Source organism: Deinococcus frigens DSM 12807 (assembly GCF_000701425.1).
GTDB lineage: Bacteria > Deinococcota > Deinococci > Deinococcales > Deinococcaceae > Deinococcus > Deinococcus frigens.
In genome coordinates, this window is the sequence record NZ_JNIW01000040.1 from 1 (window position 1) to 23,075 (window position 23,075).

The following is a 23,075-nucleotide window of genomic DNA, read 5'->3' on the forward strand; positions in this document are numbered from 1 at the left end:
TATTCGGAACTTTGGGGCAGGTCAGTCACGCGCTACTCACCCGTGCGCCACTGTGACCCGAAGGTCACCGTTCGACTTGCATGTCTTAAGCACGCCGCCAGCGTTCACCCTGAGCCAGGATCAAACTCTCCATAAAATGGTCTATCACTGAACTCCAGAGGAGTTCAGATGTTAGTTCGTTGACCCAAGCTTGCGCTTGGCTGCCTTTTCCAGAGGAAAAGGTCTGCTTTTGAAGTCCGAAGACTTCTGTGATCCGAAAATCACCTTCGTGAGTCTGGAGATACTCCGGGGTGGACTATCCGCTCACCCGCCTCTGTCGAAGCGGTCCTGTTCTCGCACTGCGTCATCTGTCATGCTGCCCGCCTCCGTGGAGGCTCAGAAAAGATACACGCCCACCTGGGTCCTGTCAACCCCTTTGACGTCACGATTTGGCTAGACGCTAGCCACGTCTCCGCGCATGTTGTTTCCGTCCATTTATGGTTAAAGCGGAAGCACAAGAATGGATTTTTCAACCTGCAAGCAGGAAATTTCTTGGACCTGCGCGGCACTCTGGCCCCCAGCGTCGCCTCTGATTCCTGACCCCGGTATCATCTCCAAAATAGCCAAAATAGAAGGGAGACTGGAACTCGCCGCCCCCTCCTTTATGCCAGTGCGCCTATACTCTGTGTTTGGCAGATGCCCGCGCCCCGTACCAAGCGGAAAGGCGCGGAAGGGAGGCACGCTTATGCAGGACATGCAAGAACTGTTGGAAAAACTGGCGTCGCTCCGGGAGTACCTTTGACATTCCCGGCAAAACGCGCCGCCTGAACGAACTGGACCGCGAATTGAGCGACCCCGACCTGTGGAACGACTCTGAGCGCGCCCGCAAGGTCACGCAGGAAGCGGGAACCGTGCGGCGCATCGTCGACGAGTACACGGCGCTGAACTCGGACACGCAGGGACTCAGCGAGATGCTGGAGATGGCCGACGCCGAGGAACGCGAGCTGCTGGCCGAGGAACAGACGAGCATTGCCGCGCGGGTGGACGAGCTGTACAAAGAAACGCTGTTTACCATGCAGCACGCCGACACAGCGGCCATCGTGCGGGTCAAAAGTGGCGCGGGCGGCACCGAGTCCCAGGACTGGGCCGGGATGCTCTCGCGAATGTTCATGCGCTGGGGCGAGCGCCGGGGCTACAAGGTGGAACTGGTGGACCAGCAGGACGGCGATCAGGCTGGGGTCCTGAGTTCGGAGTTCATCATCCGGGGCGACAAGGCCTACGGAATGATGGCCCCGGAACACGGCGTCCATCGGCTGGTGCGCGTGTCGCCCTTCGACAGCAACAACCGCCGCCATACCTCGTTTGCCTCGGTGGACGTGGTGGCCGAGGTGCCGGTGGAGGAGATCGACATCCACATTCCCGACAGCGACCTGCGCCGCGACGTGTTCCGCTCACAGGGCGCGGGGGGACAGGGCGTGAACACCACCGACTCCGCCGTTCGGCTGACCCACCTGCCCACCGGCATCGCGGTGGCCTCGCAGGTCACGCGCAGCCAGATCAAGAACCACGACATCGCCCTCCAGATTCTCAAGCAGCGCCTGTATGACATCGAGATCAAGAAGCGCGAGGCCGAGGAAGCCAAGGCGCGCGGCGAGCAGAAGAAGATCGAGTGGGGCAGCCAGATTCGCAGTTATGTGCTGGACAAGCAGTACATCAAAGACCACCGCACCGCCGTCATGAAGCACAATCCCGACGACGTGCTGGACGGCGATCTGGATGAACTGATGTGGGCCGGGCTGGAATGGATGGCGGGCAAACGCGTGGCCGAGGAAAGCGCCGACGACGAGTAGGGCTGGGAGCGAACGGCGATCCGAATCCGAGTCACCTCGACGGCGTGACAGAGCCTTAACTCGCTGCCTGCGCCAGCATCTGAGTGCTTTCAGGAGCGTCTCAGAAGGGATTTTTCCGAACCGGAAGCCGGAGCAGCAGGCAGTGTCACGGTTTGGTCAGGGTGGGGATGGTTTAATGGCGGCAGCTTTCCAACCAAATTTGCCCTCTTCTTTGATGGTCCAGGCCCGGACAGACCGGTCCTCTTCAACCCCTTCTTCAGCCGTTGCCCAAAAGTCACCCCATCCATGACTGAATCTGACACCCGCGCCATTGCTGGCTTCACCCTGCACCGCACCCTGGGACGTGGAAACACCTCGCTGGTGCGGCTGGCGCTGGACCGGGACGGGCAGCAGGTGGCGCTCAAAATTCCGCACTTGAAGGCCCTGAACAACCAGGAAGCGGCGGAACGCTTCGGCAACGAGGTCCGGCTGACCCTGCAATTCCGTCACCCGCATGTGATCCACGGGTATGTGGGAACCGCCTTCGGGCCGGGGGCGTTTCTGGCAATCCGCTATTACCCGGACGGCGCGCTGAACGAGCAACTGGCGCGCATTCGGGGGCGGACCCTGCCGCTGAACAGCGCCCTGCGGGTTCTGGCGGATCTGGCCTCGGCGCTGACGTACCTGCATCACCTGGGGGCGGTGCATCAGGACCTCAAGACGCACAACGTCTACGTCGATGAGGGGGGCCGGGCGGCGCTGGGCGATCTGGGCAACACCTATTTTGTGGCGCAGGGCGGACAGGTCAGCGGCAGCCCGTACTACATGGCCCCGGAGATCTACCACGGCGAGAGCAGCAGCGCCGCCAGCGACGTGTACAGTCTGGGCATCCTGATGTACGAACTGCTGTCGGGGGAACGCCCCTACCAGGGCAGCACCTACGAGGAACTGATGGTCTCGCACATGACCCGCTTTCCCGCCCCGCTGATCCACCTGAATCCGGCGGTGTCGCGGGCCGTTTCGCGGCTGGCCGAACAGGCGCTGGCCAAACGTCCCGGAGAGCGCCCCCACGCCGACGCCATCCGCCGCGCGCTGCTCAGCGATCTGGGCGAGACGCCCCGGGACGAGGTCTACCAGGACTCCACCGCCCCCCAGCCCGCGCAGGATGTGGGCCAGGCCACGCTGGTGGGACGGCACGGCCCGGCCCAGCCGCGAAGTGCCCCAACCCAGGCCGAGGCCAAGCCGAAACCGCAGCGCAACGCGGGCTGGAATCCGTTCAAGCGGCGCAAATGACGGCTGATACGGATGGCGACTCAGGTCCTCACTTCAACCCGACGGGAACGAGAAGCAAAGACTACGCGTGGCGTCGAAGAACGGACGGCGCTCTCATGTCTGTTCTGGAATTGAACGCCAGGCGAATGACCCTTCAGGTGCATCTGCTGAATGTGGAGAAGCGGGCCAGAAGCGAGCATTGAACCTTGTGCCCCCCGCGTCCCGTACCCGGATCAGGAGGTTTCACCATGAACTACAAACCCACTTCTGCCCTTGCCGCCGCCGTGCTGATCGCCGCCGCCGGAGCCAGCACGACCAAACCCGCCGATCCCAAGATGATGGACGACAAGGCGGTGGTCCACTATCTGCCCTACACCAAAGCCGCCTACGACGCCGCCAGAGGCATGAAACGGGTGCTGTTCTTCCACGCCACCTGGTGTCCCAACTGCAAGGCCGCCGACGCCGATATCGTGAAGAATCTGGGCGAAATTCCGGGGGACGTGGTGATCTTCAAGACCGATTACGACAAGGAAGTGGCCCTGAAAAAGCAGTACGGCATCACCTACCAGCACAGTTTCGTGCTGGTGGACGGCAGCGGCAAGGCGCTGAAGAAGTGGGCGGGCGGCAAGCTCAGCACCATCATCAGCAAGACCCAGAACTGAGATGCTGCTGCTGCTGGTGGCCTTTGCGGGCGGCCTGCTGACCGTCCTTTCGCCCTGCGTGTTGCCTGTTCTGCCGGTGCTCCTGTCCGGCTCGGTGGGCGGGCGCGGGCGGCCCCCCGGGATCATCGCCGGGTTTATCGGCTCGTTCGTGCTGCTCACGCTATTTCTGGCGACGCTGGTGAATGCCCTAGGCCTGAGCGTGGAAGCGCTGCGCTGGGGGGCGGTGGTGTTGCTGCTGCTGTTTGGGTTGACCCTGGCCGTTCCCGCCCTGCAACTGCGCTTTGAATTGCTGACGGCGCGTGCCATGCCGCAGGGAACGGGCAAGGGCGGCGACGGCTTTCTGGGCGGTGTGCTGGTGGGGGTCACGCTGGGCGTGGTCTGGACCCCCTGCGTCGGCCCGATCCTGGCCAGTGTCACGACGCTGGCATTAAGTGGACAGGTCACGGCCTTCGCCGCCGCCGTCACGCTGACCTACGCGCTGGGCGTGGCGATCCCGATGCTGGGCGTGATGTGGGGAGGCCGCAAGCTGCTGCACCGCCCGGCTTTAATGAACCGCCTCAGCGGCATCCAGCAGGTCTTCGGCGTGGTCCTGATGCTGTTTGCGGTGAGCATGGTCTTCGGCGTGGACCGCCAGATTCAGACGGCGCTGGTAGAGAATCTGCCCGCGTTGCAGCAACTGACATTTTTAGAAGAAACGCCCGCTGTGCAGCGGCAACTGGAACAGACGCTGCCGTGAAGCAGGAAGAGGGCGGCCCCAGCAAACACGATGCTAGGGCCGCCCTTTTCCTGCTGCTTACTTCTGGACGAGGTAGGCGTTCTGGATCACATCGGTGGTGCCGGGCATGCCGGGCTGGATGCGGGTCAGTTTGTCCAGCACGTCCAGACCTTCCACCACCTTGCCGAAGACGGTGTGCTTGCCGTCCAGATGCGGGGTGGCCGTAAAGGTGATGAAGAACTGGCTGCCATTGGTGCCCGGTCCAGCGTTGGCCATGCTCAACACGCCCTTGCCACTGTGGCGGTGGGGAGAGCCGAACTCGTCCTCGAACTTGTAGCCAGGGCCGCCGGAGCCGGTGCCGGTGGGATCGCCGGTCTGGGCCATGAAGCCGTCGATGACGCGGTGGAACTTGATGCCGTCGTAGTAGTGGTGACGCAGCAGGTACGCGAAAGAGTTGACGGTTACAGGCGCGTCGTCGGGGTACAGCTCGACGACGAGGCGGCCCCTGCTGGTTTCCAGCACGGCGCGGTACTCCTTGCCGGGTTCGGTGCCGTCGCCCAGTTCGGGGGCGCTGGAGAACTTGGTCTGGCGCTCGGCGCTCAGTTCGGGGACTTGCGTGAATCCATCGGCGGTGTAGGTGTCAGACATGGGGGGCATTGTAGCGGGGCAGGCCGGAGGCGGACGGAAAGGGTTCCCTCACTTCGCCTCATCCTGTGGCCCCGTTCACTCTGCACTGTCCAGAAAAATATCCTCGATCTGTGTCCTGAACAGCCGCGCCAGCTTGAACGCCAGCGGCAGCTAGGATCGTACTTGCCCGTTTCCAGCGCGTTGATGGTCTGACGCGAGACATCTAATTTGTCGGCCAGCTCCGCCTGCGTCAGATCGTGTTCGGCGCGCAGGACCTTAATGCGGTTTTTCATGACCTGCTGCCGCGCCTCTTGCCACAGAATCGGAGCGTGGCTGGCGATGAGGTCTCCAGCCGATCATGCCCGCAATAAATCCCAATGCCTGTGGGGTGATCCAGGGGCCGGGGCGCACGCCGACGCCCAAGTGTCGTCTCTCCACCCCAAACCATTGAGCGAACGGCCCAGCATGAGGTCAGCACGCACGATGAGGCTGGCCAGGACGATGGCGGCGGGTTTTCCATCGCGCGCAGCACCAGCAGGTCGCCTTCGGTCAGTGGCAGAACAAGGCGGATCGCAGGTGCAGTAGGTCAGGCGAGGCTGAGGCGTACCTGACGGCTGAGCCAGCGCTGGGACACTGCCGAGAAGCCAGCCAGCGCGTAGCCTTCAGATCACCCATTCCCCGCCGCGCATCAGCGCCTCGCGTTCGCCCGATGCCGTGAGGCCGTCCACGTCCGTCCCCGGCGTGCCGATCATCCAGTCCACGTGGATCAGGCTGTCGTTGCCGCCCGCCGCACGCAGGGTTTTTCCGTCCTCACCGCCCTGGACGTTGGTGGGATAGCAGCGCCCCAGCGCAATGTGACTGGCCGCGTTCTCGTCGAACAGCGTGTTCAGAAAGAGCGTGCCAGTCTGCGCCACGGGAGCGGAGGCGGGCACCAGCGCCACCTCGCCCAGCCGGGCCGCGCCGTCGTCGGTGGCGATCAGCGCTTTCAGGGTGTCCTCGCCCCGCTCGGCGCTGACCTCTACCGCGTGGCCGTTCTCGAAGCGCACGCGGATGCCCTCGATCAATTGCCCACGGGCGCTGAGGGCCTTGGACGCCACCGCCACGCCGTCCACCCGCTCCCGGTGCGGCGCGGTGAAGACCTCGTCGGTGGGCAGGTTGGGCACCCCGTAGATGCCATTTTTCGCTGCCTCTCCCCCGCCCTGCCAGATGTGATTGTCGACCAGGCCCACCGTCAGATCGGTGCCGAGGTCACTGCGGAAGTGCAGGGCGCGGTACTGCTTTCCTGTGAGCAGCGTGGTCAGGCGCTTCAGTTGCGCCAGATGTGCGTCCCAGGCGGCCACTGGATCAGGGGTGTCGGCGCGCGTGACCTTGAAGATGTCGGTCCACAGCCGGGCGACGGCCTCGGCTCCAGGCAGGTGGGGATACACCCGGGCGGCCCACGCGGGGGTAGCCATGGCGGCCACGGTCCAGTTGACCTGAAAGCCGCCGATGGCCTCGCTGACCTGCTTCATGGCCCGGGCCAGCGCCTTGCTGCGCGCCGCCACCCGCGTCGGGGCGACGTCCGCCAGGAGCGCCGGATCGTCACCTACCACGCTGATAAACGCGTAACCGTCGGCCACCATCTGTTCGCGCTGGGCGCTGTGCCAGCCCGCAACAAAGCCGACTGCCACGTCCGTTCCGTCCTCGTAAAGGGCCAGATCGAGGTGTTGATCGTGGTAGGTCACGCGGACGTCGGTGGCCCCGGCGGCGTAGGCGGCGCGGACCACCAGACGCAACAGCGGCGCGGCCTCCACCGGACCGCCGACATTGACCTTGCCGCCCTGCGGCAGATTGACGCCGGTGCGGACCAGCAGTTCGGCGTAGCGGGCAAGCTGAGTCTGAAAATCGGTGGGAGAATCCGTGAAAGACGAAGAAGACATAGTGCCACTCTACGGGCTACCCGGCGCGGGTGCCTCCTCCACTTCACTTGCCGGGACGCGCCGCCCCCATGCCCAGCGCCCCCATGCCCGTGACCATGAAGGTGCGGGGAGACAGCCAAAGACCAGCACCGCCACGATGCTCACCGTCACGTCACGCTACGGCGGGATGTTCGGCCCAGACAGCGCCGAGCGCGGCGTCCTGTTCGGCAAAACGCGCTCGCTGTTTTGGGCGGAACAGAAGCCTGCAAGGACGCTTGCCCGCCCGCTCGGTCAAAGAGAGACCAGCCTTCTGATACTTGCTTTCGGACCTACCAGTCCTCGATCTGCCGCCCCGCCTCGAAGGCCGCCGCGCCCACCGCCACGGCCAGATTCAGGCTACGGCCCGCACCAGGTTGCGGCAGCTTCAGCGCGGTCAGGCCGTCCCTGAGCCACACCGGCAGACCGCGCGATTCCGGGCCGAACAGCAGGTAATCGCCGCGCCGGAAACCCGCCCGCGTGTGCAGCGTGGTGGCGTGCGTGGAAAAGGCGAAGACCCGCGCGCCCGTGTCCAGTGCAGCCTGAAAGGCAGTCCAGTTGACGTGTTCGTGCAGGGTCACACCCTCCAGATAGTCCATCACCGCCCGCCGGAACTCGCGGTCATGCAGGTGGAAACCGAAGGGGCGGATCAGGTGCAGCTCCGCGCCCAGCACGGCGCAGGTGCGCGCCACGTTGCCCACGTTCCCGGCCTTTTCCGGCTCGTGCAGGACGACGCGCAACAACGGCCCACTCAACCCTGAATCCGCGCCAGCAGCGCTGTGACCCGCGTCTGCACATGCGCCGGGGCCAGCCCCTCGGACGTCTTGAAGCTGACGCCGACCTCCGTCTCACCCAGGCCCAGCAGGGCCGCCACATTGCTGGCGATCTGGGCGCGCAGCGGCCCCAGCCTGGGTTTGTCCAGGGTCACCACCAGGGCCACATTGACCGGCGCATACCCACGCTCGCGGACCAGTTCCAGCACCCGCCCCAGGATCGCGCGCGAGTCCAACCCGGCCCACAGCGGATCGGTATCGGGAAAATAGTCGCCGATGTCACCCAGCGCCAGCCCCGAGAGCAGCGCGTCGGCCACCGCGTGCAGCACGGCGTCGCCGTCACTGTGGGCCACAGTTCCCACGGCGGCGTCGGGAACAGGTATGCCGCCCAGAACCAGCGAGTGACCTGCCGCCAGCCGGTGCGCGTCCTCGCCGTACCCGACGCGGAGCACCGGACCTGCCGGGTCAGCTAGAAAAACCATGTGGAAAAGATAGTTGATTGCGGATTAGAAGATGTTTATTGGCGGGTGCAGGTTGATGTTCGCGGCTTCCAGTTGATCAGACCGCATGACGGAACTTCCGTTCCAATCCCCTCCGGTTGCAGAGGCAGGCGGAGCGAAACCAGACCTCACAACTCCCGCCCAACCGGGGAGGACTGGTCCGTCCGTGGCCCGGATGGCCCCTGGCTGAAGCGCTCCCGCGCCGCCGCGTAAATGGCGATCAACTGCTCATAATTCCGCTCGGGGGTATAGGACGCCTGGAAGGTCTGGTAGACCTGCTTGCGCATCTGCTCGCGCTCCTGCGGGTGGTCCCACAGCCAGCGGGCCTGGGCCGCCAGATCGCCCGCGTCTCCAGGCCGGAACAGCAGCCCCGTGCGGCCCGGTTCGATCAGCGCCGAAAGCGCGCCCAGATCACTGCCCAGCACCGGCAGCCCCACTCCCCAGGCTTCCACCAGGGTCATGGGAAAGCCCTCGTACCACTCCGAAGGCAGCGCCAGAAACGCGGCCCCCTGCATCAGTTCCAGCACCCCGGCGCGGTCCCGCTGCCCCAGCCAGGTCACGCCGGGCAACTTCTCGGCAGCCTCCGCCACCTGTGGGGCCAGCGGGCCGTCGCCCAGGATCTTGAGGGGAATGGTCCCGCCCAGTTCCGCCCAGGCACGCAGCAGGGTGTCCAGCCCTTTTTCCGGCGACAGCCGCCCCACGAACAGCGCGTAGCCGCCGTCTCCCGCGCCGGGTCCGGGGCTGCCTTCCAGAAAATTGGGCTTGACCGCGATGCGCTCGGCGGGCAGCCCCCCGGCGATGAACTTATCGCGGGCAAATTCGGTCAGCGCGATGTAGGCGTCCACGCCGTTGCGGTACGTGCCTGCGGCGCGGTGAACCGTCTGCATGGCTGCCACCACCGCCGACGCACTGCGGCTGCCCCGGTAGCAACTGTGCTGTATGGCGGGCAGGGGCAACTTGCCCAGACAATCCTCGCAAACGTGGCCGCCGCGGAAGAACAGGCCGTTGGCGCACATCAGGCGGTAGTTGTGCAGGGTCTGGACCACGGCGGCCCCAGCCGAGTGCGCCCCGGCGTACACGGCAGGCGACAGAATCGGAAAAGTGTTGTGAAAATGCACGATCTCAGAGCCATGTTCGCGGACCTGCCCCTCGATCTCGCGCGCCATCTGGCGGTTCCAGAGGGTCTGGGCCGCCGCCTGGAGGCGCGGGGTCTGGGCGATCAGGTCGTTGCTGACCGTAAAGGTCCGCACGTCGTGGCCGTGCTGCTCCAGCAGCGCCGTCTCGGCGCGGAACACACTGTCCTCACCGCCCGCCTGCTGGTAGAAATTGTGAACCACCAGTACTTTCACGCCCCCGGTCATCCCTGCGGGCCACCCTGCCGGGCCGCTTGCAGCAGGGCGCGGTAACAGCAGCGGTACCCCCGCGCCATGCCCGCCAGATTGAAGCGCTCGACGATGCCCGCCCGCTGACGGGCCACGACAGCGGCGTAGTGGTCATACTCTTGTACGGCGTCCGCCAGCGTGCGGGCCAGCCCCGGCACGTCCTCCAGATCACACAGCAGCGGGTAACCGGGGGGGAAAATCTCATTCAGGCCGCGCGCCCGCGTGGCGACCACCGGCATTCCGGCCATCAGCGCCTCAATGGCCACCAGGCACAGCCCCTCGAAGCGCGAGGGCACCAGCATCACGTCGTACTCCCCCAAATGTTCGGCCAGATTGGCGACCGGCGCGGCCAGCGTGACCGTCCACGGCAGGGTCTGGGTCTGGACCCACTGCCGGAGCATGCCTTCCAGCGAGCCACGCCCCAGGATGGTGACCTCCACCGGGCGGGTGGTCAGCGCCGAGGCCGCCGTCAGCAGGTCTGGCAGCAGATCCACCCCCTTTTGCGGCTCCAGACGGCCCGCGACCAGCACCCGGACCGGGCGGTCTGCCGCGCCGAGACCCGCCCTGGACGTTTCGCTGTTCCCCGTCGAAACCCCGTTGTAGATGACTCGCGTATGGCCCTCCGGGGTAGGCGGCAACCGCTGTTCTGCCTGAAATTCCCACAGCCCGTCCAGACACGCTTCCGAGACTCCCACCACCTCGGCGCGGCGCAGCCGGGGTTCGACCAGCCGACCGATTCGCTGCCAGGCGGGCCAGATCTCGGAGTTGTGGACCGTACGTACAACCCGCGTGTCGCCGGGCAGCCCCAGCAGCGAGGCCACGGCGAAGGTCGTCTCGGGGATCTCGGTGTGCAGGTGGACCACCTCGGGCCGGGTGTTCCAGATCAGGCGGTTCAGACGCACGCCTGCCTGCACCAGCCCGCCGCGCTTGAAGCCCATGGCCGTGCCGCCGTGGACCGGGATCGCCAGCCGCTCCAGCCGCCGGGCCATCTCCTGACCCACCGGGTTATCGGCCACGCCGCCCACCCCGAAAAAAGAGAAGTTAAATTCGGAATGCAGCGCCTCGGCCAGCGAGATCGCCACATTCTCGGCCCCGCCCATATCCAGATGGGAGATGACCTGCAAGACGCGGGGATGGGCGGGATGACTCACAGAGCCCATCCTATCCTTAGTACGCTCCCGAACCCCGCAGCACCACGCCCACGGTCCGCATCAGGATGACCAGGTCCAGCCAGATCGACCAGTTGCGCACGTAGTACGGGTCCCAGCGTTCCATGCCCAGGTTGCCCGCCTCCGAGCGGCCCGAGACCTGCCACAGCCCGGTCATGCCGGGGCGCACCAGCACGCGCAGGCGCTGGGCCGGGGCCGACAGTTGATCCTGGTGGTAGGCGGGCAGCGGGCGTGGTCCCACCAGCGACATGTGGCCCAGCAGCACATTCACAAGCTGGGGCAGCTCATCCAGGCTGGTCTTGCGCAGCAGCCCGCCGATGCGCGTGATGCGGGGATCGCGGCGCAGCTTGAAGTGCGTTTCCCATTCCAGGCGCAGTTCGGGGTCCTGCTCCAGCCTGCGGCGCAGCACTTCTTCTGCGTCGGGCAGCATGGTCCTGAATTTCCAGGTGGCGAAGGTCTGACCGTTCTGGCCCACGCGCCGTTGCAGGAACAGCGGGTTGGCGCGGTCCTCGAACCAGATCAGGGCGGCCAGCAGCGCGCACACCGGCAGCCACACTGGCGCGCTCAGCAGCACCGCCAGCAGATCAAAGGCCCGCTTGACCCCCTGGGCCAGCGGATCGACCAGGTTGCGCGCCACCTCCAGGCCCAGCACGCCGCCGAAGTCGTTGGCCGTGACCCACAGCGACTCGACCTCGAACAGATCGGGCACGATGATGACCCTGGGGTAGTGCGCCAACGGCCCTTCCAGAAGCTGCACCAGCCGCTCGCGGTCCAGACCCGGCATGGCCACGATGGCCACCGGGGCCTGCTGGTCCCAGGGGTGGGGCAGGCGGTCCACCGGCCCCACCACCGGCACGCCCAGCACGGCGCTGCCGTGCAGCAGTTCGTTGTCGTCCAGAATGGCGCTGGGCTGATACCCGTAGGTCGGGTTCTCGCGCAGCGCCTGCACCATCAGCGTGCCGGTCACGGCGGCTCCGTAGATCACGGCGGGCACGCCCCACAGGCCTGCATTCAGCAGCGCGCGCTTGACCAGCGCCCGCACGATCAGCACCAGCCCCCAGCTCAGGATCAGGCCCGATGTCAGCGAGAAGCGGCTGACCGTGTCGGTCTGCTGGGTCATGAACAGCACGCCAGTCACGGCGGCAAAGACCAGCGCGGTCAACTGGGTCAGGCGCTGGAGTTCGGTGGGCGCAGCCAGGCCCCAGCCCGGCAGCAGCCGGAAGAAGGCCGCCCCCACCACCCAGGCTGCCCACAGGAAGGGAATCAGGCCCGGCACTGTGCCGTCTCCGGCAAACCAGCCTCCGGCCAGCCAGGGGCCGTCGGGAACGTTGCCCAGCAGCGCCGCTCGCAGCCCCGAGGCCAGCATCAGCGCCAGGGTCAGGGCCAGCAGATCGCCGCAGGCCAGCGCCGCCGCGTTCAGCAGCCGCCGGGTCAGCATCAAGCGCACGGCCCCACGGCTGACTTGCCTGGGGAGAGTGGAAGATGTGGTGCGAAGTGCTTGCATAGAGGAACTCCTGCGGGAACGGGCCTGCCGCGATATGGAAAGCACGGGGAAGGAAGACAAACAGAACACTGAAAAAGGAGACGGGAGTTCAAGCGCAGCAGGAGCAGTTTGGATCTGAACGGCTTGATCTCGGTCGCCATTTCAGCCTAAGGAGTGAATTCTCACATGGGGCCAACCCATCATTTCTTCTGAATCTGGCGGATCGCTGGCTGAACAAGGCGGCGCGGGGAGAGGGGGGCTTGGGAGGGGAGAGGTAAGGCCTGCACGGCAGGTGGTTCTGGAATCAGTCATTCCGTCTCCCCGCTGTCACCCCGTTAGCATGACGCCGGTCTCGTTAACCGATCGTAAAACCACTAAGCGTCTGGCAGGAGATCAGGCCACAAACATCAGGCAAAGAATGTTGTGTCGGGAGGGCAGCAGGCCCCCGATCACGCCCAGCGCGCCGCGTAAGCGTCCGCGTCGAATTTGCGTTTCAGTCCCCCCGCGTTCATGTAGCGCACCATGCCGAACACCGGGCGACGCGCCCACGGGCGGTCATGCAGGCCCAGCACCCAGCCCAGGCCCGCGTAACTGTTGGGATCGCGCCCATCCTGCTCGTAGCGGTTGTTCAGCCACAGCATCTCGGCGTAGGCCGCGCGCGGGTCCGGCGTCCATTCCACTATCTTCTTGCCCCAGTACATCCGCATGTAGTTGTGCATGCGCCCGGTCTGGACCATCTGCCTTTGCGCGGCGTTCCAGTACGCGTCGTGGGTCTGCGCGGCGTCGAACTCCTGCCGGGTGTACAGGGATTCGCGGCGGTCCCCGGCATGTTCCTCCAGCGTTTTGCGCGCCCACCCAGGCAGGCCGTCGTACTGGTCATATAGCGGGTTGAAGGTGCAGAGGTTGAAGCTCAGCTCGCGGCGCACGATCAGCTCCTCGATCAGGGCGTCCGCGCCGGGGCCGCCATGTTCGCGGGCCACCAGGGCGACGGTCAGCGGCGACAGGTGCCCGTAGTGCAGGTACGCGCTGAGGCGGCTGCTGCCCTCCACATTGGGATCGTTGCGCCGGGTGTCGTAGCGCGCCAGATCGATGCTGATGAACTCCTCTACCCGCTCCAGCGCCGCGTCCTCGCCGCCGGTTTCCGTGCCGGGGGAAACGCCGTGATCCACGGGGAGTGTTTTCACCAATCCCACCGGATCACCCACATCCAGCCCCGCCTCCCAGTCGCCGGTCTGCGCCCTCAATTCGTGTTCTTCGAGCGGCACGAGGTAGTCCTGCCACAGCCGGTGCACCTTCGGGCGAATGGTCCGCGCGGCGTATTCCAGCTTGCCGCTAACGGTATGGATGGGAATCACCGCCTCAGATTCCACCTGGACGAAGGGAACCTCTAGCTGGGCCTTGAGCCAGTCGCGCCAGGCCCGCTGAATGTTCAGGTAACCCACGTCGGTCACGACCAGGGCCGCACCCTCGCGCGCCGCCTCCAGCGCAATTTCGGGCGGCTTGCCCAGACGGATGGACAGCGGGATACCGCGCGCCGTCAGGTTCGCGCGCAGGTCCCGCAGGCCTTCGAGCAGGTACTGAAAATGCCGGGCGTTGGCCTCCGGGTAGTCGGGGGTCAGGCCAAAGACGGCCACCAGCGGCAACCCCAGTTCATTGGCCTGGCGCACGGCGTATTCCAGCGCGTGGTTGTCGCGGGTCCGCGCGCTGGCCTGGACCCACAGCAACACAAATTTGCCCTTTGCAGGGGGGCCGGACCGCAGCGGCTGGATACGCGAATCATGAATCATGCACAGTTTTCTAGCGCGGCGGGCGCGGCGAAACGGTGGGCGGGACGGCAGATGAGGGTAGTCTATAGAACAGAACCCTGCCAACACGGGAAGGAGAGGTATGTTAGGCCCACCTAAACGGAGGAACCCATGTCGGATCACGAGCAAAAAATCAAAGTCGAGTTGCCCGAAATCAAGATTGCCCTGCCAGACGGTGGGAATGCGGGTGCGGCCTACGGCGGGGGCGCGGGGCAGCGTCGCCGCGCTCCCCAATTCCAGATGGCCCCCACCACCCGCAGCTTTCTGGGTGGCCTGCTCGTCGGGACGGTGGGTCTCAAGCTGCTGGGCAGCCGCGACGCTAAAAAGCTCTATGCCCATCTGATCGCCGGGGGCATGAAGGTCAAGGACACCCTGGACACGTCCGTCGAGGGCGTGCGCGCCTCCTACGACGATGTGATGGCTGACGCCCGCGACATCTACGAGAAGGACCGCAGCGAGCAGAAAAGCCGTGACTATGCCGATCTAAGCCGCGCCGATGTGAGCGGAGACGGTAAGGACAACGCCCCCGATTTCGTGGACGCCGAGCTGGTAGAAGAAGAGGCCGTGCAGCCGAAGAAGACCGCCCAGGCCAGCAAAAAGAAAGACGCCAAGGACACCGACAGCCAGTGAGCCTGCGTGCGCTTTAGGGTTGAACATAGCGGGCCGGGCCGTTTAAGAGTTTCGTCGGAGTACCCCTTTGGCCCGGCAGCCCGCAAAGTGTTGCGTGAGCGGTTGCTGGATCTGCGCGGCGTCACGCAAGTCACGGTTTACAAGTACGGTAGCGGTCTGGTCCTCGAACACAGTGGGCCGCGCGCCGCACTCCTGAACGCCCTGCAATGCCTGAAAGTGCTGGACCTCTGCCAGGATTCCAGCGACATCGGCATCGCGCCGGAAGAACGCGAACTGTTCGATGTGTTCTATGAGGCGGCGCTGCGCCGGGCGCTGACGCACACGCTGCTGCCGCCTGCCGTGCGCGCCCCGATCACGTTGATCAAATCGTTGGCCTTCATTCCTCCCGCCCTGCGCGCCCTGCGTCAGCGCCGCCTGACCGTGGAGGTACTGGACGCCACCGCCATTGTCGTCTCGCAACTGATGGGCGACTTCTCCACCGCGTCCTCCATTATCTTCCTGCTGAATCTGGGCGAGGATCTGGAGGGGTGGGTGGAAACCCGTTCGCGAGAGCGACTGGAGGGCAGCCTGTCGTTCCTCAGCCACAGCGCCTGGGTCATCACCGAGGGCGGCGGGCTGAAAGAAACGGACATCGCGGACGTGCAGGTGGGAGACCACGTCAGTGTCACGTCGGGCCGGGCCATTCCACTGGACGGCGAGGTGCTGCGTGGGCGCGGGATGGTCAACGAATCCACCCTGACGGGCGAGCCGCTGGCGGTGTCCAAGACGGTGGGCGACGCCGTGTACGCCAGCACCGTGGTGGAAAATGGCGAACTGATCCTGCGCGTCACCAGCCTCGCCACCGAGAGCCGCATCAGCCAGATCGTGCGCCTGATGACCGAGGGTGAGGATTTCCAGTCCCCGCGCCAGCGCATCAACCAGACCCGCGCCGACGCGCTGGTGGCCTACAACTTTCTGGGGGCCGCCATCACCTATGCCCTGACCCGCAGCGTGACCCAGGCGCTGCTGTTCCTGTTGGTGGATATCTCGTGCGTCCTCAAGATTTCCACACCCATCGTGGTGATGACCGCCATGCGGCAGATGGGCGATCAGCAGGTTCTCATCAAGGGCGGGCGCTTCGTCGAGGAATTCGCGCAGATGGACACCTTCGTCTTCGACAAGACCGGCACGCTGACCACCACGCGCCCGCTGGTGATGGACGTGCTGACCTTCGGCGGCTTCTCGCGTCAGGAGGTCATCAGTTACGCGGCGTGCCTGGAAGAACACTATTACCACCCCATCGGCCACGCGGTGGTGGAGCAGGCCGAGCGCGAGAACATCCCGCACGACGAGATGCACGGCGAACTGACTTACATCGTGTCGCACGGCATCCAGTCCGAGATCGACGGCAAGCGCACCGTGATCGGCAGCCGCCATTTCGTGATCGAGGACGAGGGTGTGCCGATCACAGCGGAGCAGGAGGCGGTCATCGCCGAGCAGGCCCAGCGGTACAACCTGCTGTACTTCAGCATCGATCAGCAGTTGGCGGGTGTGTTCTGCATTGATGCGCCGCTGCGCCCGAATGCCCGGCAGGTCATGGACACGTTGCGGGCGCAGGGCAAGCATCTAGTGATGCTGACGGGGGATCAGCAGGCCCGTGCCGGGGAACTGGCCGCCGAACTGGGCATCGAGGAAGTGCATGCTGAGGTCTTCCCCGAAGATAAACACCTGTTCGTGCAACAACAGCAGCAACTGGGCCGCCGGGTGGTCATGGTGGGCGACGGCATCAACGACAGCGCCGCCCTGTACGCCGCCGATATCGCCGTGGTGATGGCCGAATCCGCCGATCTGGCGCAGCAGGTGGCCGACGTGGTGATCCTGTCCAACGATCTGGGCGCGCTGACCGAGTTGGGCCACATGAGCCGGGGGCTGGAGCGGCGGCTAAACGGCCTGTACACCGGAATCATCGGCGTGAACGGCGGGCTGCTGGCGCTGGGGCTATTCAACGTGCTGCCCGGCAACCTGCTGGCCCTGCTGCACAATGCCTCCACCATCGGCTTCTCGCTGTACAGCCTGGGTGACCTTGCGGTGGAGCGGGATGCGCTGCCGAATGCAGGAGAGTCTCTGCCAGCGTCCTGAACTACTTGAGCAGGGATTTCAACCAGGAAGGGGAGGCAGTGAACGCCTCCCCTTCCTGTGTTGTACCTCATCCTTCCGGCAGCCGCCGCACCGGCAGCCTGACCCAGCCCCGGCGCGAGATCCAGCGCAGGGCGATCACGGTCAGCACGCCGCCCAATTGCGATCCAAACGGCGTGACGTGGGGGTGCAGCGCCAGCACCACGAACGCGCCCGCCGCCGCTGCCGTGGCATAGAGCTGATCGCGGCGGTACATCACCTCCGGCACCTCGTTGGCGATCAGGTCACGGATGATGCTGCCGCCCACGCCGCTGATCGCCCCGGTGAAGACCACGCCCAGCGGCCCCAGCCCAAAGTTGATGGCCCCCAGCGCCCCGCTCGCGGCGAACAGCGCCAGCCCCGCCGAGTCGAACAGGCTGATGGCGCGCTCGAAACGGGCCAGGCGCTCGCCGAAGCCGAAGGCCAGCACCGAACCCAGCAGCGCGGCGTACAGGTAGGATTCATCGCGTAAAAACAGCGGCGGCGTCTGCCCGGTCAGGGTGTCGCGGATCGCGCCGCCGCCCACCGCCGTCACGCAGCCCAGCACCAGCACCCCAAACAGGTCAAAGCGTTTGCGGACGCCCAGGAGTGCCCCGGACAGCGCGAAGGCCAGCACCCCGATCAGGTCCAGCCCGTGCAGCCCGGCTTGCAGGGTGACGGGCGCAGGCAGCAGTTCATGCACGCCGCGTACTGTACAGGGACGGACCTGCGGCGCGGGCTGATCTGACGGTGCGGCGTCATCAGGGCATTCTCCCCTCCTCAGCCCCGGCTCATGGGAAAAGCAAGGGGGCGTGTCACGCTGAGGCCATGAACATCTCTTTCAAGGCACTGACCCTCGTGCTGGGCCTGGCGGGGCTGGGGTTAACAGGTCTGGCCAGCGCCACCACCGCCACCACCACCGCGAACGCCAACCTGCGCCGCCTGCCCTCGCCGCAGGGTCAGGTGCTGCGGGTGATCCCCAGGGGCACGCTGCTGACGGTGGCCTGCACAGGCGACTGGTGCCGCACGACGTACCAGGGGCGCGGCGGCTACATCGCCCGCTCGCTGACGCGGCCCGTGACCGGCAGCGCGCGGCTGATAGCGCCGGGCAGCATGTATTACGCCAGTTGCGCCGCCCTGCGCGCCGCCGGGGCCGCGCCGATCCGGCTGGGCACACCGGGCTACCGTACCGGGCTGGACTCCAACCGCAATAGCGTCGCGTGTGACCGGGGAGACCGCTAGGCCCCGGCATTTGTGCGCCAGCTCATGCTTTATTTTCTAAACTAGGGCATGATGGAGGGCATGACCGCCACTGCCCCCCATCCCTTCACGCCCTCTACGTCCGGCAAGCTGCGGGTGGACATCTGGTCCGACATCGCCTGCCCGTGGTGCTATATCGGTAAGCGGCGTTTTGAGGCGGCGCTGCACGACTTCCCCCAGAGAGACGAGGTGGAAGTCGTGTGGCGCAGTTTCGAGCTTGATCCGGGCGCGCCCGTCAGCAACCCGCAGTCCATGCGCGACGTGCTGGCCCGCAAATATGGCCGCACCCCCGCCCAGGCGCAGGAGATGATGGACAGCATGACGGGGACGGCGGCGGGCGAGGGCCTGGACTACCACTTCGAGAACACGCGCCTGACCAACACCTTTCTGGCGCATCAACTGCTGCATCTGGCCGCCGAACACGGTCAGCAGGACGCCATGAAGGAACGGCTGCTGCGCGCGTACATGTCCGAAGGCCAGAACGTGGGCGAGGTAGAGACGCTGGTAGCACTGGCGCAGGAAGTCGGTCTGGACAGCTCAGAAGTTCGCACCACGCTGGAAAGCGGCAGGTATGCCGATGAGGTGCGGCAGGACGAGGCGCAGGCCCAGGCCCTCGGCATCGGCGGCGTGCCCTTCTTTGTGCTGGGCGGCAAGTATGGCGTGAGTGGCGCGCAGGGTCCAGAGGTGCTGCGCGGCGCACTGGAACAGGTCTGGGCCGAGACAAATCCCATCCCCCTGACCCTGCTGGGCACGGCGAATGAGGCGGACGGCTGCGAGGACGGGCAGTGCGCGGTGCCGTCTCAGAAATAGGCCCAGAACAGGCTGAGATTTTTGACCCTTGATCAGGGCCGCACCAGCATGATTTGCCGCCTTGCCCGGCGGAAACCGAATTCGACGTAAAACGCTTCTTCCAGACACGCTGCACGGGGAACCATGAGCAGATCGCTCAGACAGACGGAGGCACTTTGCAGCGTCCACGTCTCGTTCCACGGCGTGGCGTTGAAGGTCAACGTGAACGCCTGCGCGGCGGCGCTCAGGTCTGCGGATGTCAGCGGGCGAAGCTCCATCCCACAAGAATAGGCGGAAACCCCGTAACAGGATTTCCGCTTGAGACAGCGCATTCGGTTCAGAGTTCAGGTCAGCCTCAGGCCGAGGCGGGTGGCTCCTGTGCGGGAGGCGCCTCTTTGGTCTTGATCAGGCTGACGATCACGCCGCCCGCCAGCAGGCTCAGGGTCACGCCCAGGCTGATGGCCGGGTCCAGCTTGCCCCACAGTTGCGAGTAAAAGATCTTGAGGCCGATAAAGACCAGCACCAGCGACAGCGCGGGCTGGAGGTACTTGAAGCGGTGGACCATCGCCGCCAGCGCGAAATACAGCGCCCGCAACCCCAGGATGGCAAAGATGTTGGAGGTGTAGACGAGAAACGGGTCCTGCGTGATGGCGAAGATGGCCGGGATCGAGTCCACCGCAAAGACCACGTCGGCGGTTTCCACCATGACCAGCGCCAGCAGCAGCGGCGTGGCGAAAGTTCGGATCTTGCCACCCACATCCTTCTTGACGATGAAGCGCTCGCCGTGCAACTCATCGGTGATCCGCAGATGCTTTTTCATCCACACCAGCAGCTTGTTGCTGGAAAAATCATGCTCGGCGTCGCCGCCCCTGAGCATCTTGATGCCGGTGAACAGCAGGAACGCGCCGAAGATCCACAGCACCCAGTCGAACTGCGTGACCAGCGCGGTGCCCAGCCCGATCATAATAGCCCGCAACACGATCACGCCCAGGATGCCCCACAGCAGCACGCGCCGTTGCAATTTCAGGGGAATGGCGAAAAAGGCGAAGATCAGGCTGATCACGAACACGTTGTCCAGCGCCAACGCCTTTTCCAGCGCGAAGCCGGTGTAAAAGGCCATGCCCGATTCGCGGCCCAGTGTGGCCCACACCCACGCCCCGTAGATCAGCGCGATGGCGATGTAAAAGGCCGACAGCCACAGGCTCTGGCGCACGCCCATCACGCCGTCGTTATCGGGGGCCAGTTTGGCCTTACGGCGTTTTTCCAGCACACCCAGGTCAAAGGCCAGCAGGGCGATCACCACCGCCAGGAACATCACCCACATCCACGCGGGTTTGCCCAGCCACTCGCTCGCCGTCAGAAAAGAAAGGTCCATTGTCGTCTCCTTGCAGCGAAGAGGCCCTTTGCAGGATTCCAGTCAGGGATAAAAAAAGCCCGACACGTCTTCGCGTGCCGAGTCTTGCCGATTATGAAATGCACCGGGACCCTAGGCCCGTATTGACGACGCATTCCCCTGCCGTGTGCAGGTGGCTACTCCCTCGTTGACCAGCAGTGTAGCCGGGACCGGGACCGCGAGACCTTCACACATGTTTTATATGAGGTGTTGCGGCAGGCGTGGAACACGGGGAAGGCGGGAGGGAACACCTGAGCACGGTTCCCACCTGTCTGTTCAGGTTTTTACTGGCTGGTGATCGGCGTTTCCACATGCAAGATATAGCGCTGGAGCTTGACGGTCTCCAGGCTGCGGATATACGTTTTGCTGCCTCTGGGCAAGTACACATAATGCTCGGCGCGGGACCAGCCTGCGGCCAGCTTCCAGCTCTGCTGCATATCGGGGGGGGTGGTCTTGAAAATGGCCGTGAACGGCTGACTGGCGTAGGCCACACGGTCATGCGTCATTAGGTCCAGGGTCTCGCCATCGTCGCGGATGCCGTTGGCATTCTTGTCCTGCCACATGGTCCAGCGCAGAAAGCGCGCCATCGCGTCGCCGATACTGCCCTTCAGGCTGCCTTCCACGGTCCCGGCGGGCAACAGCAGTGACACGTCCTGCGCGTTTTTCTCCTCGGCCTGCCACCTGGCCGGATCGACTTCTGCGCTGGTGGCCCCGGCGGGCACGCTCACCTGGTACACGCCCGTGCCGTCCTCGGTCAGCAGGGACAGGTAGGCGTTCGTGGGCGCAGCGGGAAAACGGACCTCCACACCAGTCGGCAGCGGCGGGCGGCCTCCATCAGGGGCGGCAGAGTTGCCAGCCGAGCAGGCTGCCAGCAGCAGGCCCAGCCCGGACAGGACGGTCAGGTTCAGACGCTTCATTTCAGACCTCCCCGGTCCAGGTTATTTAGGCCCATCGAGATCAGTCGGTCCGTGTCCTCGTGCAGGCGGATGACCAGACCCTCGTCAGCGGCGGGCACACTGTTCATGGTCACGCGGTACTGGCCGGGCGTGGCGCTGGGCTGCAGCACCTCGTGACGCACCAGACTCCAGCCAGCAGCGCGCCTGCCGTTCTCCACCGATTTACCGTCTGTGCTGCTGAAGCTGTATGCAAAGGCCGTATCGGCGTAGCTGTAGATGTCGTGGGTGGTGAACAGTTCCTCGCCGCTCTCGGGTTTGCGGTTCCCACTGGCGTCACGGAACAGCGTGAAATACACGTTGCAGGTTCTGGCAGTTTCAGGCGTGACCACCACGTTGTCCAGCCCCCTGGCCTCGCCAGTCTTGAAGGAGGTCAGGCAGGCGGCGTTCTTTCTGAGTGGCTCGAGCGCAAAGGAATCCAGCCGCAGGGTGCCGCCGTTGACAGTGCCGCCCGCGTTGGGACCTCCGGGATACGAGAAATTCCCGTCCCTGGTCAGATCGCCCGTGGTCAGCACCTGCACGTCCGCATTCTGCTGGGAACTGGAGCCATCCACGAAATAGATGGCGGCCAGCGTCAGGTCAGCGCTCTGGGCAGCGCTCTGAGCGGTGTCGGGAAAGCGGAAGTCCAGGGTGGTGGACGCATAGGGCGGCGGCGCGGGAGGACAGGCGGTCAGCAGCGTCATCGTCAGGGCGCTGCCCCCCACTGCCAGAACAGTGTTTTTATGTGATTTTTTCATGGCTCTTGTATTGTAACCAGAATTGCCATCCAGCAGGTGACGGGGGCAATCCCACTACGCCCTCCCCCGCCGTCCCGTCCGGCTCTGGATCACCACCACCAGCAGCAGGAAACCGCCACGAATCACGCTCTGCCAGTACGGTGACAAGGAGATGATGCCCTTGCCGTTCTCGAAATTGAGGATGTTGAAGATCAGCCCCAGCAGCAGCGCGCCCACCAGCGTGGACCACACACTACCGGTGCCGCCCGTCAGCAGCGTACCGCCCACCACCACTGCCGCGATGGCCGACAGTTCCCAGCCCAGGCCCTCGGTGGGCTGCCCCGCGCCCAGTTGCGCGGCCAGGATCATCCCGGCCAGGCCCGCCAGCGCGCCGGAGAGCACGTAGACCCCCAGCAGCACGCGGCCCACGTTCAGGCCCATCAGTTTGCTGGCGTCCTCGCCGCCACCGATGGCCAGCGCATGCCGCCCGAACGGCGAGTACCGCAGCGCCACGCCGCCCACCACAAAGGCGATCAGCAAAATGACCCCCGGCACCGGCAGCCGCAGCAGATCGCCCTGTCCCAGCCAGGTCAGCGCCGTGTTGCCAGGGTCCAGGCCCACGCCGCCCTGGTTGCGCGCCAGCAGCAGCGCCACGCCCCGCGCCCCCAGCAACGTCGCCAGCGTGACGATGAACGGCTGGATGTTCAGCCGCGTGATGATCAGGCCATTGATCACGCCCACCAGCGCGCCCGCCGCCACTGCGCCCAGCACGGCCACCACCACACCATAAGGGCTGAGCAGCGCGGCCACCACGCTGGACAGCGCCACCACGCTGCCCACCGACAGATCAATCCCGCCGGTGATGATCACGAAGCACATGCCCAGCGAGATCAGCCCGAACATGGCGTTATAGCGCAGGAAGGTGGAAAAGTTGTACGCGCTGAGAAAGCCCTCGTAACGCAAAGACCCGAAAATGATCAGCAGGATGAAGGCGGCCAGCACGCCGTACTGCCCCAGCAGGCTCAGCAGGCGAGCGCGGCGGGGGTCACCGGTGAGATTGGTGTTCAGCAT

The 23,075-nt window shown here is 65.2% G+C and carries 22 protein-coding genes, 1 rRNA gene and 1 pseudogene; 8 read left to right on the plus strand and 16 right to left on the minus strand.

From position 1 onward, the window contains the following. Positions 1–136 (minus strand): 16S ribosomal RNA (locus tag Q322_RS0113370); the annotation flags it as partial. Positions 137–733: 597 nt separating this feature from the next. Here Q322_RS0113370 and prfB point away from each other — a divergent pair. From prfB to Q322_RS0113390, 4 genes are all read left to right on the plus strand, one after another. Beyond that, a protein-coding gene (prfB, locus tag Q322_RS0113375) for a peptide chain release factor 2 (RefSeq protein ID WP_156953049.1) occupies positions 734–1,829 on the plus strand; the annotation gives its coding sequence in 2 pieces (ribosomal slippage) (positions 734–778 and positions 780–1,829; 1,095 coding nt in all). Positions 1,830–2,114: 285 nt separating this feature from the next. Further along, positions 2,115–3,101: a serine/threonine-protein kinase gene (locus Q322_RS0113380; protein ID WP_029478415.1), complete on the plus strand. Its 987-nt coding sequence runs from the start codon at positions 2,115–2,117 to the stop codon at positions 3,099–3,101. A gap of 227 nt (positions 3,102–3,328) precedes the next feature. Then, positions 3,329–3,742, plus strand: a complete 414-nt coding sequence (locus Q322_RS0113385) for a thioredoxin family protein (protein ID WP_051668560.1) — start codon at positions 3,329–3,331, stop codon at positions 3,740–3,742. A gap of 1 nt (position 3,743) precedes the next feature. Continuing rightward, complete coding sequence (locus tag Q322_RS0113390; RefSeq protein WP_051668562.1) at positions 3,744–4,478, plus strand: cytochrome c biogenesis CcdA family protein; 735 nt, start codon at positions 3,744–3,746, stop codon at positions 4,476–4,478. Positions 4,479–4,535: 57 nt separating this feature from the next. Here Q322_RS0113390 and Q322_RS0113395 read toward each other — a convergent pair whose 3' ends face one another. From Q322_RS0113395 to Q322_RS0113435, 9 genes and pseudogenes are all read right to left on the minus strand, one after another. Continuing rightward, positions 4,536–5,105 carry a peptidylprolyl isomerase gene (locus Q322_RS0113395; RefSeq protein WP_162176617.1) on the minus strand — a complete coding sequence of 190 codons (570 nt, stop codon included), beginning with the start codon at positions 5,103–5,105 and terminating at the stop codon, positions 4,536–4,538. A 75-nt stretch (positions 5,106–5,180) separates the two neighbouring features. Next, a pseudogene (locus tag Q322_RS22545) lies at positions 5,181–5,377 on the minus strand (helix-turn-helix transcriptional regulator). A 369-nt stretch (positions 5,378–5,746) separates the two neighbouring features. Continuing rightward, positions 5,747–7,003 (minus strand): aminopeptidase, encoded by a 1,257-nt coding sequence (locus Q322_RS0113405; RefSeq protein WP_029478419.1) that lies wholly within the window; start codon positions 7,001–7,003, stop codon positions 5,747–5,749. Between the two features lie 308 nt (positions 7,004–7,311). Further along, complete coding sequence (locus tag Q322_RS0113410) at positions 7,312–7,758, minus strand: tRNA (cytidine(34)-2'-O)-methyltransferase (RefSeq protein WP_051668571.1); 447 nt, start codon at positions 7,756–7,758, stop codon at positions 7,312–7,314. An 11-nt stretch (positions 7,759–7,769) separates the two neighbouring features. Then, positions 7,770–8,273 (minus strand): 2-C-methyl-D-erythritol 2,4-cyclodiphosphate synthase, encoded by a 504-nt coding sequence (gene ispF, locus Q322_RS0113415; protein ID WP_051668564.1) that lies wholly within the window; start codon positions 8,271–8,273, stop codon positions 7,770–7,772. Between the two features lie 146 nt (positions 8,274–8,419). Further along, a complete protein-coding gene (locus tag Q322_RS0113420) occupies positions 8,420–9,640 on the minus strand; it encodes a glycosyltransferase family 4 protein (protein WP_051668573.1) in 1,221 nt (406 codons plus the stop codon). 8 nt (positions 9,641–9,648) lie between these two features. After that, positions 9,649–10,824 carry a glycosyltransferase gene (locus Q322_RS0113425; RefSeq protein ID WP_245593255.1) on the minus strand — a complete coding sequence of 392 codons (1,176 nt, stop codon included), beginning with the start codon at positions 10,822–10,824 and terminating at the stop codon, positions 9,649–9,651. Positions 10,825–10,840: 16 nt separating this feature from the next. Beyond that, complete coding sequence (gene wbaP / locus Q322_RS0113430; RefSeq protein WP_084147990.1) at positions 10,841–12,346, minus strand: undecaprenyl-phosphate galactose phosphotransferase WbaP; 1,506 nt, start codon at positions 12,344–12,346, stop codon at positions 10,841–10,843. Positions 12,347–12,774: 428 nt separating this feature from the next. After that, complete coding sequence (locus Q322_RS0113435) at positions 12,775–14,112, minus strand: deoxyribodipyrimidine photo-lyase (RefSeq protein WP_029478425.1); 1,338 nt, start codon at positions 14,110–14,112, stop codon at positions 12,775–12,777. 129 nt (positions 14,113–14,241) lie between these two features. Between Q322_RS0113435 and Q322_RS21815 the strand changes: the two genes are divergently transcribed. After that, positions 14,242–14,760, plus strand: a complete 519-nt coding sequence (locus tag Q322_RS21815) for a DUF6110 family protein (protein ID WP_051668568.1) — start codon at positions 14,242–14,244, stop codon at positions 14,758–14,760. Positions 14,761–14,766: 6 nt separating this feature from the next. After that, complete coding sequence (locus tag Q322_RS0113445) at positions 14,767–16,878, plus strand: heavy metal translocating P-type ATPase (RefSeq protein ID WP_084147991.1); 2,112 nt, start codon at positions 14,767–14,769, stop codon at positions 16,876–16,878. Positions 16,879–16,945: 67 nt separating this feature from the next. On the opposite strand, the gene Q322_RS0113450 is transcribed toward Q322_RS0113445, so the two are convergent. Then, positions 16,946–17,596, minus strand: coding sequence for a trimeric intracellular cation channel family protein (locus Q322_RS0113450; RefSeq protein WP_029478428.1), 651 nt, complete (start codon positions 17,594–17,596; stop codon positions 16,946–16,948). A 125-nt stretch (positions 17,597–17,721) separates the two neighbouring features. On the opposite strand from Q322_RS0113450, the gene Q322_RS0113455 reads away from it, so the two are divergent. Then, positions 17,722–18,135, plus strand: coding sequence for an excalibur calcium-binding domain-containing protein (locus tag Q322_RS0113455; RefSeq protein ID WP_029478429.1), 414 nt, complete (start codon positions 17,722–17,724; stop codon positions 18,133–18,135). 60 nt (positions 18,136–18,195) lie between these two features. After that, positions 18,196–18,963, plus strand: coding sequence for a DsbA family oxidoreductase (locus Q322_RS0113460; protein WP_029478430.1), 768 nt, complete (start codon positions 18,196–18,198; stop codon positions 18,961–18,963). Between the two features lie 32 nt (positions 18,964–18,995). Here Q322_RS0113460 and Q322_RS0113465 read toward each other — a convergent pair whose 3' ends face one another. The 5 genes from Q322_RS0113465 to Q322_RS0113485 form a co-directional block, all read right to left on the minus strand. Further along, positions 18,996–19,220, minus strand: coding sequence for a hypothetical protein (locus Q322_RS0113465; RefSeq protein WP_029478431.1), 225 nt, complete (start codon positions 19,218–19,220; stop codon positions 18,996–18,998). 77 nt (positions 19,221–19,297) lie between these two features. Next, on the minus strand, positions 19,298–20,317 hold the full coding sequence (locus tag Q322_RS0113470; protein WP_029478432.1) for a TerC family protein: 1,020 nt from the start codon (positions 20,315–20,317) through the stop codon (positions 19,298–19,300). 302 nt (positions 20,318–20,619) lie between these two features. Beyond that, complete coding sequence (locus Q322_RS0113475; protein ID WP_029478433.1) at positions 20,620–21,252, minus strand: hypothetical protein; 633 nt, start codon at positions 21,250–21,252, stop codon at positions 20,620–20,622. Next, positions 21,249–22,025: a hypothetical protein gene (locus Q322_RS21820; RefSeq protein WP_029478434.1), complete on the minus strand. Its 777-nt coding sequence runs from the start codon at positions 22,023–22,025 to the stop codon at positions 21,249–21,251. The genes Q322_RS0113475 and Q322_RS21820 overlap by 4 nt, the downstream gene beginning before the upstream one ends. Before the next feature lie 54 nt (positions 22,026–22,079). Then, the gene (locus Q322_RS0113485; protein ID WP_029478435.1) at positions 22,080–23,075 is read right to left on the minus strand and encodes an ABC transporter permease; all 996 of its coding nucleotides are present in this window, start codon (positions 23,073–23,075) and stop codon (positions 22,080–22,082) included.